This is a genomic window from Enterobacter sp. EGD-HP1 (genome assembly GCF_000733275.2).
Lineage (GTDB): Bacteria > Pseudomonadota > Gammaproteobacteria > Enterobacterales > Enterobacteriaceae > Enterobacter.
Map to the genome: position 1 here is coordinate 17,685 of NZ_AVOP01000009.1, position 14,896 is coordinate 32,580.

Annotated in this window: 9 protein-coding genes; all 9 read right to left on the minus strand. The window is 57.7% G+C overall.

Features of this window, described 5'->3' with window-relative positions; genetic code table 11:
- Nucleotides 1–46: 46 nt before the first annotated feature.
- The 9 genes from bamB to N037_RS07975 all read right to left on the minus strand — a co-directional run bounded on the left by bamB (nt 47) and on the right by N037_RS07975 (nt 14,879).
- Entirely contained in the window at nt 47–1,225 is a 1,179-nt protein-coding gene (bamB, locus tag N037_RS07935) for an outer membrane protein assembly factor BamB (RefSeq protein WP_023333026.1), read from the minus strand.
- 10 nt (nt 1,226–1,235) lie between these two features.
- Nucleotides 1,236–1,856, minus strand: coding sequence for a YfgM family protein (locus N037_RS07940; RefSeq protein WP_032640177.1), 621 nt, complete (start codon nt 1,854–1,856; stop codon nt 1,236–1,238).
- Between the two features lie 13 nt (nt 1,857–1,869).
- Nucleotides 1,870–3,144 (minus strand): histidine--tRNA ligase, encoded by a 1,275-nt coding sequence (gene hisS / locus N037_RS07945; protein WP_023333028.1) that lies wholly within the window; start codon nt 3,142–3,144, stop codon nt 1,870–1,872.
- Nucleotides 3,145–3,224: 80 nt separating this feature from the next.
- Nucleotides 3,225–4,343 (minus strand): flavodoxin-dependent (E)-4-hydroxy-3-methylbut-2-enyl-diphosphate synthase, encoded by a 1,119-nt coding sequence (ispG, locus tag N037_RS07950; protein ID WP_023308814.1) that lies wholly within the window; start codon nt 4,341–4,343, stop codon nt 3,225–3,227.
- A gap of 26 nt (nt 4,344–4,369) precedes the next feature.
- Entirely contained in the window at nt 4,370–5,383 is a 1,014-nt protein-coding gene (rodZ, locus tag N037_RS07955) for a cytoskeleton protein RodZ (protein WP_032640180.1), read from the minus strand.
- 293 nt (nt 5,384–5,676) lie between these two features.
- Nucleotides 5,677–6,843, minus strand: a complete 1,167-nt coding sequence (locus N037_RS07960) for a bifunctional tRNA (adenosine(37)-C2)-methyltransferase TrmG/ribosomal RNA large subunit methyltransferase RlmN (protein ID WP_014171168.1) — start codon at nt 6,841–6,843, stop codon at nt 5,677–5,679.
- A gap of 169 nt (nt 6,844–7,012) precedes the next feature.
- Nucleotides 7,013–7,444 (minus strand): nucleoside-diphosphate kinase, encoded by a 432-nt coding sequence (ndk, locus tag N037_RS07965; protein WP_003860625.1) that lies wholly within the window; start codon nt 7,442–7,444, stop codon nt 7,013–7,015.
- 156 nt (nt 7,445–7,600) lie between these two features.
- Complete coding sequence (pbpC, locus tag N037_RS07970) at nt 7,601–9,925, minus strand: peptidoglycan glycosyltransferase PbpC (protein WP_032640182.1); 2,325 nt, start codon at nt 9,923–9,925, stop codon at nt 7,601–7,603.
- 1 nt (nt 9,926) lies between these two features.
- Nucleotides 9,927–14,879, minus strand: coding sequence for an alpha-2-macroglobulin family protein (locus tag N037_RS07975; protein WP_032640184.1), 4,953 nt, complete (start codon nt 14,877–14,879; stop codon nt 9,927–9,929).
- Between the last annotated feature and the right edge of the window lie 17 nt (nt 14,880–14,896).

Consider the following 14,896-nt stretch of genomic DNA (forward strand, 5'->3'; position numbering starts at 1 on the left):
TCCTGAGTGAACAGGAGCCGTTTAGTATACTACAACCGCCGGGTAATTAACGCGTGATCGCGTACAGCGTGCCGTCTTTTGCCTGAATCAGCAGTTTGCCGTCGGCCACAACCGGATCGGTCAGGAAACCGGAGCTGTCGACTTTTTGCTGTGCAACAAAGCGGCCATTATCCGGATCGATCCAGTGCATATACCCTTCGCTGTCGCCGACCACCAGACTACCGTTGTACAATGCTGGCGAGGTCAGCAGACGGTGCAGCAGATCGCTTTGCGTCCACAGCGTCACGCCGCCTTCGGTGCTCAGCGCCAGAATACGGTCGTTCTGGTCAACCATATAGATGCGGTTACCTTCAACGACGAAATCGTTCACAGAGCCCAGCTCACGTTTCCACATGATCTGGCCGCTGCGCAGATCCAGCGCGGTCAGGTTGCCGTTATAGGCCAGGGCGTAAACCACACCGTTAACGATGACCGGCGTTGTGTCGACATCGCTCAGACGGTCAATTTCCGTTGAGCCAGTGGCCTGAGAGATACGCTGCTGCCAGATCATCTGGCCCTGCTGCATCAGCACTGCGCTCACGCGACCGTTGTCACCGCCCACAATGGCAGCACCAAATGCGGTAGCCGGCGCAGATTCGCCGCGCAGAGAGAGCGCAGGCATATCCAGGTTAACGGTCCATTTCACCAGACCGTCCGCTTCGTTCAGCGCCTGCAGCTGGCCGTTGCTGGTATGAATCAGCACCAGGCCGTCGCTCACCACCGGACGAGACAGGGATTCACCCGCTACGGTTGTTTGCCAGGCTATGGAGCCGTCGCTGCTGTTTAGCGCATAAACCTGCGCTTTTTCGCTGCCCACGTAGACATGACCACCGGCGACGGTCAGACCGCCAGACAGCAGTGCAGGCTTACGGGAGAACCAGCCGTCTTTTTCCGCCAGGTTAACGGACCAGACTTCTTTCCCGTCATCGGCGTTCACCGCTTTCACGGTACCTTTGCGGTCAGCGGCATAGACAACGCTGTCTGCATACGCCGGATGAAGGTTGGAATAGAAATCACCAATCCCATTGCCCACGGAGACATCCCACGCGGTGGATGGGGTAAACTGGTTTTCAACCGTCGGCAGTGGGGACATTTTCACAACGTCTTCTTCGCCACTGAACAGTGAACAACCACTCAATAACGTAACAGAAAGCAGTCCTGGCAGAAGTAATTTACGCAATTGCATCGGGTCCCTCTCAGACGGACAAATTATTTATTTTCATCTGCATCATTTCGCTCAGCGCAGGTGAAGCATTGCTCTCTACGCCAGCTTGCCACGCTTTACGCGCGCCCGCTTTGTCACCTTTGCTCAGCAGTGCTTCACCGCGCAGATCGGCAACGATGGCAGCAAAACCTTCGCCTTTGATGGTATCGAGCGTTTTCAGCGCATCGTCAGCTTTTTTCTGCTGAACCTGAATACGTGCCAGGCGCAGATTGATCACCGCTTTCAGGTTCTCATCGCTGGCCGCAGCAAGGCTCTGAGAGAGCTGAGCAGCGGCTTTATCCAGTTCGTTCTTATCAACGTACTGCTGAGCCACTTCCAGCGCAGCCAGTGCACCGTAGGTGTTTTTGTTGTCAGCCGCAAATTTTTCTGCCGCAGTCAGCGTTTGCGGCTGATCGGCACGAATTGCGCTCACGGTATTTTCATAGGACAGTGACGCGCCGCGCGCGGAATCCGCCTGATGACTGTTCCAGTAACGCCAGCCCACCAGCGCACCGACACCTAAAATAACCCCAACAACCAGCGCTTTGCCGTTTTCAACAAAGAAGCGTTTAATCGCGTCGACCTGATCGTGTTCGTTCTCGTAAATTTCCACGCAGTCCTTCTCCTTAGCCCAATAGAGTGCGCAAGTGCGCCGCAACGCCGTCCTGCGTTACCGTTGTCTGCTCACCAGAGCGCAGGTCCTTCACCACCACTTCGCCGTTAGCCACTTCGGACTCACCCAGCACCAGTGCAATACTTGCGCCCCACTTATCGGCACGAGCAAACTGTTTTTTGAAGTTGCCGCCGCCATGGTTGGTCATCAGCTTAACGCCCGGCAGCGCATCGCGCACGCGTTCGGCAAGCTGCATCGCCGCAGACTGCGTTTCCGCGCCTGAGGCTACCAGGTATATATCGACAACGGATTCTGCTTTAAATTCCGGATTAACTGCCTGAACCAGCAAAACAAGTCGCTCAAGGCCCATCGCGAAGCCAACAGCAGGCGCTGCGCGACCGCCAAGTTGCTCAACCAGACCGTCATAACGGCCGCCCGCGCATACGGTGCCCTGAGAGCCGAGGCTGGAGGTCACCCACTCAAACACGGTACGGTTGTAGTAGTCCAGACCGCGTACCAGGCGCTGGTTCACGGTATAGGCGATGCCTGCCGCTTCAAGCAGCTTGCACAGGCCCGCGAAGTGTTCGCGAGATTCTTCATCCAGGTAGTCACCCAGCGCAGGCGCATCGTTCAGCAGTGCCTGAACATCCGCGTTTTTGGAATCCAGAACGCGCAGCGGGTTACTGTACATGCGACGTTTGCAGTCTTCGTCCAGCTTCTCTTTATGCTGTTCCAGGAACGCGACCAGCGCATCGCGGTAGTTAGCGCGTGCTTCCAGAGAACCGATAGAGTTCAGCTCAAGGGAAACGTGATCGGCGATACCGAGGGCGCGCCACCAGCGGGCGGTCAGCATAATCAGTTCGGCGTCGATGTCCGGGCCCTGCAGGCCAAAGACTTCCACACCCAGCTGATTGAACTGGCGATAACGCCCTTTCTGAGGACGTTCGTGGCGGAACATCGGGCCGATATACCACAGGCGCTGCTCCTGATTGTACAGAAGACCATGTTCGATGCCGGCGCGTACGCAGCCCGCCGTACCTTCCGGACGCAGGGTCAGGCTGTCGCCGTTGCGGTCCTCAAAGGTGTACATCTCTTTTTCAACCACGTCGGTGACTTCACCAATCGCGCGTTTGAATAACGGGGTCTGCTCTACAATCGGCAAACGGATTTCGCTGTAACCGTAGCTGCCGAGCACCTGCTTCAGCGTGCCTTCAATGCGCTGCCAGATGGCGGTTTCGCCAGGCAGATAATCGTTCATGCCGCGGATGGCTTGAATGTTTTTTGCCACGTTTATTCTCTTTCTATATACAAAAAAAACCCAAAGAATGGGTTCAATCATACATGGGAAGCGGCACGCTTCCCATCACGTTATTTTTCAACCTGCTGAACGCTGATACGCTGTGTTTCGTCCATCATGGCGGCTTTGGCGCGGATGCGGGCTTCAAGCTGGTCGATCATGTCGCTATTATCCAGACGATCTTTTCGAACGCCATCTTCATAGAGACCACTTTTCTTGTTACCGCCGGTGACGCCCAGGGTTGACACCAGTGCTTCACCCGGACCGTTTACCACGCAGCCGATGATGGAGACGTCCATCGGGGTGATAATGTCTTCCAGACGTTGCTCCAGGGCATTCACCGTCCCGATCACATCAAACTCCTGACGTGAGCAGGTTGGGCAGGCAATGAAGTTGATCCCGCGCGCGCGAATACGCAGTGATTTCAGGATATCGAAACCGACCTTGATCTCTTCGACCGGATCGGCCGCCAGCGAGACGCGCAGGGTGTCACCGATCCCTTCAGATAGCAGCAGCCCCAGACCGATCGCAGATTTTACAGAGCCGCTGCGCAGGCCGCCCGCTTCGGTGATCCCGAGGTGCAGAGGCTGGTCGATCTGCTTTGCCAGCAGACGGTAAGACTCCACCGCCAGGAACACGTCGGAGGCTTTTACGCTGACTTTAAACTGATCGAAGTTAAGACGATCGAGATGATCGACGTGGCGCATGGCGGATTCGAGCAGCGCCTGCGGCGTTGGCTCGCCGTATTTTTCCTGGAGATCTTTCTCCAGGGAACCGGCGTTAACGCCGATACGGATAGGAATATTTTTATCGCGGGCGCAGTCCACGACCATGCGGATACGCTCTTCGTTACCGATGTTGCCCGGGTTAATACGCAGGCAATCGACGCCGTATTCAGCCACTTTCAGTGCGATGCGGTAGTCGAAGTGGATATCAGCCACCAGCGGAACGCTGACCTGCTGTTTGATCAGCTTGAACGCCTCGGCGGCATCCATGGTTGGGACGGAAACGCGAACAATGTCCGCGCCTACACGTTCTAATGCTTTGATTTGATTGACCGTCGCTTCCACATCGGTGGTGCGCGTGTTGGTCATCGACTGAACGGCGATAGGTGCCCCATCGCCGATTGGCACATTCCCAACGTAAATCCGTTTCGATTTTCTACGTTGAATCGGAGCCTGGTTATGCATGAAAAATCTCCCGCGTTGCCCGTCTGTTACTGTGCTGCTGATTGTTCGGCATTAACGGTAAGACGTGCAACCTGGTTAGTTCTGATAAAGCGGCTCAGGTCGACAGGTTTTCCTTGATACTGGATCTGTACCGCTGCCGGAGCGCCGATTTTAAGTTTATAAGGAGCCTGGCCAGTTAGGTTTAACGTGCCATCTTTACGCTGCAGGCCGCTGAACAGTTTTTTACCTGTCGCGTCAGTCACTTCCAGCCAGCAGTCGGCGCTGAAGTTCATCACCAGCGCGTTGGGATCGGCTGCTGTGGCCGTATCCGCCGGGCTGGTTGGCAGAGTTGCAGCGCTATTGTCTGCAGGCTGAGTAGCCGCAGGCGCGTTCGCCGCAGTATCAACATTAGCCTGAGAAGGGGCAACAACCGCGTTTTGATCCTGAGCCTGCGGAGCAGCGGTGTTAGCCGTTGCTGCCGGGGCCTGTGCTGCACCGGTTGCCGACGCGTCTGGCGTTGCGGTCTGTGGTTCGCTGGTGGACGCTGCGCCGTCGGTATTCAGCGGCACGCTCTGGCCGTTCTCACTTCCGGCCTGGTTGAGTTCAGCGGAGGATTGATCGGCCATGGTGGTGATCTCTTCCTGCTGCGCCTTGTGGTTTTGCCACCACCATGCACCGGTCAGACCGATCACCACAAACAGCACCAGCCAGGTAAAGCTCATCAGCCAGCCATCACGTTTTTTACGACGTTTCCCCAGGGAGAAGGTCTGCATCGGCGCAACTTTTGCTGCACGGACCGGGGCCTGCTTCTCCATCATTGGCAGTAATTCGTTTTCGGGGATGTGCACCAGTTTTGCGTAAGAGCGGATATAACCGCGCAGGAAAGTTGAAGCCAGATCGGCGGGTGCCTTATCTTCTTCAATATCGCGAACCGTGGAAACCTTCAGGCACAAGCGTTCCGCAACGGCTTGCTGGCTGAGTCCGAGTTGTTCACGGGCGTTGCGAAGACGAACGCCAGTGGAGAGTGCTTCATGTTGGTCGTGAGTGGCTTCAGTATTCATTCGCTACAACTACTGGTACGTGAAAAATAAGGGTTCAGGCGCCGGTGAGTCACAATGCCACCCGCACCGCGAAACTTCTGGTCAGTTAACCTTGAACAGAGAGTATAAGACTGTCAGCCCGGAGATGACAGTACAGCCCTGCCCGTACGGCTAAACTGTTGTTACGTCGTTACATACTGCCCGAAAGTCGAATGAAACGCACCGTAATTATTGATCAGTCATCACGAATCTGACTGATTATTCAGTAAGGTTATGCTTCACGGCGCAGATAATGCGCCGCGAGTGCATAATAATCAAACAGCTTTAACCGCGATCGTCTCGCCCTGCATGCGTTTACGCAGTGTACGTTTGGTACGGTCAATAACATCACCTGCCAGCTGTCCGCACGCTGCATCAATGTCATCACCACGGGTTTTACGCACGATGGTGGTGAAACCATACTCCATCAGCACCTTGGAGAAACGGTCGATACGGCTGTTCGAGCTACGGCCATACGGCGCGCCCGGGAACGGGTTCCATGGAATCAGGTTAATTTTGCATGGCGTATCTTTCAGCAGTTCAGCCAGCTGATGCGCATGTTCAGTACCGTCGTTAACGTGATCAAGCATCACGTACTCGATGGTCACGCGGCCCTGGTTGGCGTTGGATTTCTCCAGATAGCGACGAACCGCAGCGAGGAAGGTTTCGATATTGTACTTTTTGTTGATCGGCACAATTTCGTCACGAATTTCGTCGTTTGGTGCATGCAGGGAGATCGCCAGCGCAACGTCAATCATGTCGCCAAGCTTGTCCAGAGCAGGCACAACGCCAGAGGTAGACAGCGTGACGCGACGCTTGGACAGACCAAAACCGAAGTCATCCAGCATGATTTCCATCGCCGGCACCACGTTGGTCAGGTTCAGCAGCGGCTCACCCATCCCCATCATCACCACGTTGGTGATAGGACGCGTACCGGTTACTTTTGCCGCACCCACGATTTTCGCGGCACGCCAGACCTGGCCGATAATTTCTGACACGCGCAGGTTACGGTTAAAGCCTTGCTGCGCGGTTGAGCAGAATTTGCACTCCAGTGCACAACCCACCTGAGAGGAGACGCACAGCGTGGCGCGGTCTTCTTCCGGGATGTAGACGGTCTCAACGCGCTGATCGCCGACCGCAATCGCCCATTTGATGGTGCCGTCCGCGGAGCGCTGCTCTTCCACCACTTCCGGTGCACGGATTTCAGCCACTTCTTTGAGCTTGTTGCGCAGGACCTTGTTGATGTCGGTCATGTCATCAAAATTGTCGCTGCAGTAATGGTACATCCACTTCATGACCTGATCGGCACGAAACGGCTTTTCGCCCATCTCTTTAAAGAACTCGCGCATCTGCTGACGGTTCAGATCCAGCAGGTTGATTTTTCCATTTTTATTGGGAACCGCAGGAATGGCGACTTCGGAGGTATTCACTAGTTCAGACATAATATTTTCCGGCCTCGTTGTTACACGTTATGGCCCATGGAGGGTTGAATAGAAACGCCCCGGAAAGCGGTCTGCTCGTCCGGGGCGTTGCATTGTACAAAGTCTGGCGCAGGGATGCCACGTCTGGACGCGGCATTTACGAAAATAATGTGTAAACGAAACCGTTAAATTAACGGGTACGTGGACACACTTCACCTTCTGCGAAGAAGAAAGCGATTTCGCGTGCAGCAGATTCAACAGAGTCAGAACCGTGGGTGCCGTTCTCGGTGAAGCTGTCCGCATAGTCAGCGCGCAGAGTACCTGCCAGCGCGTTGTCCGGGTTAGTTGCGCCCAGCAGGTCACGGTGACGCTGAACTGCGTTTTCGCCTTCCAGCACGGATACCACGATTGGACCGGAGGTCATGAACTCAACCAGGCCGTCAAAGAATGGGCGACCTTCGTGCTCAGCGTAGAAGCCGCGAGCTTGCTCAACGGTCAGGTGCAGCATTTTGGTGCCAACAATTTTGAACCCTGCAGATTCAAAGCGAGCGAAGATGCTGCCAATAACGTTTTTTGCCACCGCGTTTGGTTTGATGATGGAAAAAGTACGTTCAATAGCCATGATAACCTCTGTCAATGTTCTGTTGTTTTGCATACCTGAGTATGGTGTGGCGCGGATTATAATGAGCAATAGCGCCATTGCCTATGGATTCAGGTAACATTTTTTTAAAATAAGACGAGTTTTAGCAACAGCTCACATCTGAAAGCTGTTTTCAGATCACTGCAGCGTAAAATTCACCGTCGCGACCTGCCCGGTCTCATCCATGACGAGTAACTGATAATCGCCCGACTTATCAAGCTGTAATGTGTAAACCCTTCCCTTCACACTCAGCGGTTCACCGTTCAAAAACCACCAGCGCTCACCGCTGTTGCCGGTCGCCTGAAGCGGCAGCGAAACGCGGGATTCCCCCGGCAGACGTTTAATGACGGCCCCTTCGCGCACGCCGGTCAGGATGAGCGGTGCAGGTGCGTCCTGAGACAGCGGAGGACAGGTTGTTGATGAAGGCGGGACCCGTACCGCGCGGCGCTCGGTTGCGGGCAGCCACGGCTCCAGCGGCAGCGGCCAGACATCCAGGACTTTTTCAGTTGCATCAGGGCAATCAGCTGCCACACGTTTACCCGTTTTATCCAGCCAGACCGGGAAACGAATGCCGCGTATCCCTTCCTGTTCAGGCAATAGCAGCGTGGGCGGTTCACTCCCTTCCAGCAGCCAGCTCGACAGGCGACGCCGACAGTTTTCACTCCCTTCCGGCAGCGACTGGCCGCCCGGCCAGCAGATCACGCCCCGCCCGACGCTCTCCGGACGCGGGTCGCGCGGCAGGCGGGCTTCATCTACCGTTGAGCGTGACTGAAGCAGGTTATTGACCTGGTTTAATAGCGGAACCGCGCTGGCGAAACCAAACTGCCCCGCCACCGGTGTGCCGTCCGGTCGTCCGGTCCAGATGCCAATCACGTAACGGGCATTCAAACCGATGGCCCAGGCATCACGGTAGCCGTAGCTGGTGCCGGTTTTCCACGCCAGCGGCGCAACCTGCGGTAACGCATTATCCGGCAGCGGCTGCGCCTCGTTCGCCAGAATACGGCGAATAATCCACGCCGAGCCTTGCGACAGTAACAGTCGTTCAATGAGCGGATCGCCCGGCTGTAACCGCAACCTTCCCGCCTTACCGTGTCGGGCAAAGGCGCTGTAGGCCGCGGCAATATCGGCCAGCCGCGCGCCTGCCCCACCGAGGATCAGGGAGAGATTCGGCTGTGCCCCCGCAGGCAGGATCAGCGGCAGGCCAGCATTACTCAGCATCCCGGCAAAACGTTTTGGCCCGTAGGCTTCCAGTACCTGTACCGCGGGCAGGTTGAGGGAGCGCACCAGCGCTTCACTCATGCTGACCGGTCCGTGGAACCCGCTGTCAAAATTCCCTGGGCGATAATCACCGGTTTTTCGGGGAACGTCCTGGAGCAGCGAGGCGGGATGGATCAGGCCATCGTCCAGCGCCATGCCGTAGATAAACGGTTTCAGCACCGATCCCGGGGATCGGATCGCATTGACCATATCCACATGGCTGAAACGACTGTCATCGTTAATATCCACCGATCCAACCCAGCCGCGTACCTTCATATCAGTATGATCCACGACGATCATCGCCAGCGAGCTGCGCGCAGGAAGTCGGGACTTCCAGTTCATCGCCAGCTCTTCCAGCTGCCGCTGTAGTCCGGCATCCAGCGTGGTGACAATTTTAGTGTCGCGGCTTTTTCCTAGCATCATGCGTGCAAAGAGCGGTGCCAGCTGCGGCATCTGTCGGGGCGCCAGCCATACCGATTCTTCCCGTGATTCTTTGACCTGCTTCGCAGACCAGACGCCCTGCGTGACCATGCGGTCGAGCACTTTATTGCGCGCCGATTCGGCCCGCTCAGGCCAGCGGTCCGGACGTAAGCGGCTGGGTGCCTGCGGCAGTACCGCCAGCAGCGCCGCTTCGGAATAGCTGAGCTGCGACGGCGGTTTGCCGAGATAGGTCCAGCTTGCAGCACCGACGCCCTGCAGCGTGCCGCCAAAGGGGGCGCGGTTGAGATAGAGCGTCAGGATGTCGCGTTTAGAGAGGTGCCACTCCAGCTGCATTGCTCGCCAGAGCTGACGAACCTTGCCGCCAAAGGTGCGCGGATGCGGGTCCAGCAGGCGCGCTACCTGCATGGTCAGCGTACTGCCGCCTGAGACGACTTTGCCAGAGCTGAGATCCTGCCAGGCGGCGCGCAGAACAGAAAGCGGGTTTACGCCAGGATGATCCCAGAACCAGCGATCTTCGTACTGGATCAGCGCCTCAAGATAACGGGGAGAAACCTCTTCGATCGTCACCGGATAGCGCCAGATACCGTCGCTGTCCGCAAAGCGCCAGAGCGGCGTGCCCTTCTCATCCACCACCACCCGGGCCGGATTAACCTCTTTCAGCGGCAACGGCCACAGGCGGTCGGCGGCGACAGTCAGCCCCCATAAAACGAGAAGCGCTCCCGCCAGCCATAGCCAGCGGGAGCGTGTCAGACGAGCTATCTGCATATTACGGAACAACAATCAGCGGGCCGCTGGCCGCACCCGTTGCCCGCCACTGCGGAACGTACATAGACTCCACCATCGGCACCGGCACCTGGTAGGTTCCCGGCGTCACGGCACGGGCCAGATAGACCAGCGTGACCGGCTGACCTTCTTTTACCGGCACGGCAGCCACAAAACGGTCGTCGCGGAATTCCATATGCTGAATATCCGCCTGCTGCATCTGGCTAAGCAGGTTCTGCACCTCACTGCCGCTGTCCTGCAGGCTGGCGCTGCTGCTCGCCAGGTTCTGGTTTTCCAGCTCCAGACCCGCAGGGAGGAGATCTACTACCAGCGCATCCGGCACGTTCTGGCTGGCTTTAACTTCAAGCCACACCAGCACCAGTTCACCGCTCTTCAGGGAAGAGAGCGATTTACTGCTGCCGTCGGTTGCCAGGATATGACGTTCAACCTGCAGCACGTTCGAGCCAGGCTCAGGGGCATATTCCGGATAACCCGTACTGTCCAGGCGTACCCACAGCGGTGTCGTTCCGGTATTGGTTACCTGCAGCGCACCAAGCTGGTCACCGCTCACGTTTTGTACCTGTGACTTATCGCCGCCTGATGCGGTCTCAGACAGAGACGTTTTCGCCTGCCATGTACCGGACAGGGTTTGCAGCGAGCGTCCTGCCAGGAACAGCGCGTTGCTCTCCTGCGTTGACAGCCAGCGCTGGCTGAAGGCCTCTTCAGACAGGGCATTCAGCAGCGTATTTTGCGCATCCGGCAGCAGCTTGTACTCCTCCAGGAGAGAGAGCATCAGTGCGTTATCGCGAAGCTGGCTGCCGTAATCGGCCGTCCAGGTTTTGCTGTCGTTACGCGGCGTTTTGAGCGCCAGATCCAGCGCCTGCTGGCTGCGCGGCGCATCGCCCATCAGTTTCAGCGCCATGCCCAGCTGCATCAGCGGCAGCCCGGAGGCCGCCTGCCCGTGGCGATCCCAGATTTCACGCAGCGCGCCCAGCGGCGCTTTTTGCTGACGCGCCAGCACCAGCGCAGCATAGGCCTGCACGGCGAACTTGCTGGCCTGAGTATCGTCGCTATAGCGAATGGACATCATGCCCGGATCCTGCAGATAGCGCAGTAGGCGGCTGTTGGCGTTATTCACTGCATCGGCAGGTACGCTGTAACCCTGCTCGCCCGCGCGCACCAGGAAGTCGGTCACATAGGCGGTCAGCCAGTACTCTTCCGGGCCGTTTTTATCCCACAGCGCAAAACCACCGTCTTCACGCTGCATCTGCAGCAGGCGGGAGATGCCAATATCAATCGCTGCACGACGCTTGTCATCGGTGTCGCCCTTGATCCCAAGTGCGGTAAGCTGCGCGGCGTTAGTGTAGAGCGACGGGAACAGGCCACTGGTGGTCTGCTCCAGGCAGCCATACGGATACGCCTGCAGTTCGCGAATATAGCGCGCCAGGTTGAGCGGTGGTTTGCCGCTCAGCAGCAGTTGTCCCTGCAGGGTGGCAGGAGAGAAACCGTTGCTGTGCTGCGCCGGTGCGGTCCAGGACTCGCCGGGGTTCAACATGGCACCAGTATTCACCGTCTGCGCCGGGAACGCCGGACGTACGCCAATCTTCCAGCTCTTCTGCTGCGGGGTGAAGGTCTCGCCCGGAAGCTGCAGACCGGTCACCTGCGCGGTCACCTCACCGTCACCATAGCCCTCCAGCGCACGCACCGGAATAAACAGGGTGCTCCGCGCTCCCGGTGGCAGTTGCACCGGTTGCGGCTGCTCGCCTTCCAGTGACAGTTTGCCGGTTGCGGTCAGGGCGATGTTCAGCGTTTGCGGTTTGTCGGTCAGGTTGGTGATATCCAGCGTCAGCCGTGAGGTGTCCCCGCTTGCCAGGAAGCGCGGGGTATTCAGCTCGGTAATGACCGGCGCGGCCACGATAATCTTGCTTTCACCGCTGCCGAAATCCTCTTCCGTCCAGGCCTGCGCCATCAGACGCAGCTCGCCGTTGAAGTCTCCAATCGGCAGCGTAATCGTGCCTTCCCCGTTGGCATCCAGCGTAACCGGCTGTGCCTGCTGGGCAATGATGGTGACGTGGTTCACCGGCGGTTTGCCGCCGCGCTTCAGCTCATCACCGTCACCACCAAAGCGCAGCGCGGCCAGGCGGCCCTGCCCTTCAATCACCTGGCCGTAGATATCATAGATATCCGCGCCGTAGCGCTTCTGACCAAAGAACGCCTGCCACGGATCGGGCGTAACGTAATCGGTGATGTTCAACACGCCGCTGTCCACCGCCGAGACCAGAACGTTCACCTTCTGCGGCACGGCCCCCTCTTTCACACTGGCTTTCACCTTCACCGAGAGCGTCTGGTTTGGACGCATCTTCTGCGGGTTATCGAGCGCAATATTCAGGCGGCGATTTTCGTCGCCCATCGGCAGATGCAGCAGGCCGACCGCGCGTTTCGGCGTGGCGGATTTTGATTTGTCCCCAGGACGAACCACCAGCGTGCTGAGGTAGAGATCGTGACGTTTCCAGGCCTTATCGACCGGGATGGCGAGATCAAGCCCTTTTGCCGGAACGTCGATCTCTTTCCACCACAGCGGCCCTTCGCTGGACTCGATCATCGCATAACCCTTACCTGCGGCCGGTGCGGCAATGTGCAGGTTGATGGTGTCGCCAGGCTGATAGGCTGGCTTATCCAGTTTCAGCGTCACGCGGTCAGGGCGCGCAGCCCCGGTGCCGTCGCTGTTATCCTGCCAGCTATACCCCGCCCAGAAGCGCACGCTGCTGACCATCTCATCAGGCGCTTTAACTTCCAGACGGTATGAGCCCCACTCCACCGGGAAGGTGACTTTACCCGTTTCGTCGGCCTTGAGGGTCAGCTCCTGCTCGCCTTCGACCAGGTCTTTTTGATCGAACTGAGACTGCCAGCCTTCGCTCTCTGACCAGTTCCAGAAGTAGTCACGGCGCTCGCGGATCAGGCGAACCTGCAAACCGGATACTGCTTTTTTCGCGCCGCTGGCATCGGCGTAAACAATATCGAAGCTGGCGTTGCCGTTCTCGTCAACAATCGGCTGGTTGACGGTGGTATCGGTGCGGTAGTCGTAAACGGCTTTACTGGCGAACTGAGGGCGGATACCCGGCAGCTCAGCCGCCGGCCAGATGGCCTGCTCAGCCCGACGCGTCACCGGACGACCGCCCGACTCCAGCAGGCTGGCCTGCAGAATCAGCTGCAGCGGAGAGTGCACCTCTTTCCACTGGCTTTCGGTAGAAACCTGCCCACGCCCCTGCTCATCAAGGGTAAGCTGAACTTCATCCAGACTGCGGCTCAGGTTCTCCTCGGCGATATCGCCAAACTGGAAGCCCGGCAGCGCGACCACCGCGTCACGCAGCGGACGCAGGAAAAGCTGGCCCTGCAGAGAATTACCGTTGGCCGGCGCGCCATACAGGTAATAGCCCACTACGTTAAAGTCGACGTTATCCTGCGGTGAAACCGGCGTTTTTTGCCCCGTCAGGTTAAGCGCCATACGCTCAGGCATAAAATCTTCGACGTGGAAGTCCCACAGGCGCTGCAGGTTATCGCCCGTGTTGGCGCGGATATGCCACATACCGGTCTGCGCCCCGCTGTCCAGCGGATAGTTAAAGCGATAGAGTCCGTTCTCTGGCTTGACGACAATCGTACGCGCGACCTGTCCATCCGGACGCAGCACGTCAAGCTTCACGGGCTGATCCGGAAGTGGCTTGCCGTCACTGTCGCGCAGTAAGCCGTTGAGGATCACCGTTTCACCCGGGCGGTAGAGATCGCGTGGGCCAAACATAAAGAATTGCTTGCTGTAGCCCGGGCTCCCTGCGATATCAAACTCGGCCAGGTCGAGGGCCGGTAGCTTGAGATCAAGCAGCGTAGTCTGGCCGTCTTTACTCGCCAGGATCAGCGCGGCCTCTTTGTCGGTTTCAAGCTTCGCATGGCCGTCGGCATCGCTGTTTGCTTCGGCAAGCGTCTGGCCTTTGTCATTCAACAGGGTGACGGTGACTCCGGACTGCGCCGCACCGTTTTCCAGACTCTGGGTGAAGATGTCCAGGCGGTTGTGATAACGGTGAGCGGACAGTCCAATATCGCTTAAGGTAAAGAGCGTCGCGGCGTTGCTGTAGTTGTAGTGCCCTGCCTGGTTCATGACCGCGATATAAACGCCAGACTGCTGGAGCGGTTTTATATCCTTCAGGGGCAGCAGCAATTTTTCGCGCGTATTGCGCGCCGGATTAAGATCGAAACGACCGGTGTAAACCAGCTCCGCCATCTTCAGCAGGTTATCGGATTCCCAGTTGGTCAGCGAATTACGGTACTCCCACTGGCTGACAAGGGAAGCCAGCGATTCAGGCTTCACGCGGTAAAAATTGACATCAACATTGTTGACGTTGAGCGCCATCACCGGCAGACCTTCCACCACCTTGCCCGGCAGCAGCGAGCCGCGGCTGGCAAAACCAACGGTGGGTTCAACGTCCCGGGTGGTCAGGGCTTTTTCATAATCAATGCCAAACGTCGCCTTGTTCAGCGCCTGCAGATCGCGTTCAACGGTGACGACCAGATTGCGGTTAGGCTCCAGATGGCGCAGGCGAAGCTCTTTCAGGTTCGGCGCAAGTTCCCACGCCCCGTCAACCTTGCCGCTTTTCTTATCCACGACATGCACGGTTTTCGCGAAATCCTGATCGGGGTTCAGCGGAACAGAAAAGGTCAGCACCAGCGTGGCGGCACCGTCGAGCTGGACTTCTGAGGTATCCAGCAGCGTCAGCGCTTTTCCCTGACTCTGGGCGGCAAGCTTAGCCAGCGTTTCAGCCGTGGGCTTTTCCGCAGCTTTCGGTGTGGATGCAGTGGATGCCGCGGGAGCCGCAGCCTGAGACTTATCGTCGCTGTTATCACAGCCGACAAGCGTAAACGTGGTGAGCAGCGCGAGAGATATCGCGGCTAAGCGAAACGGTTTCATCCTTTGTCCCTGGCCCA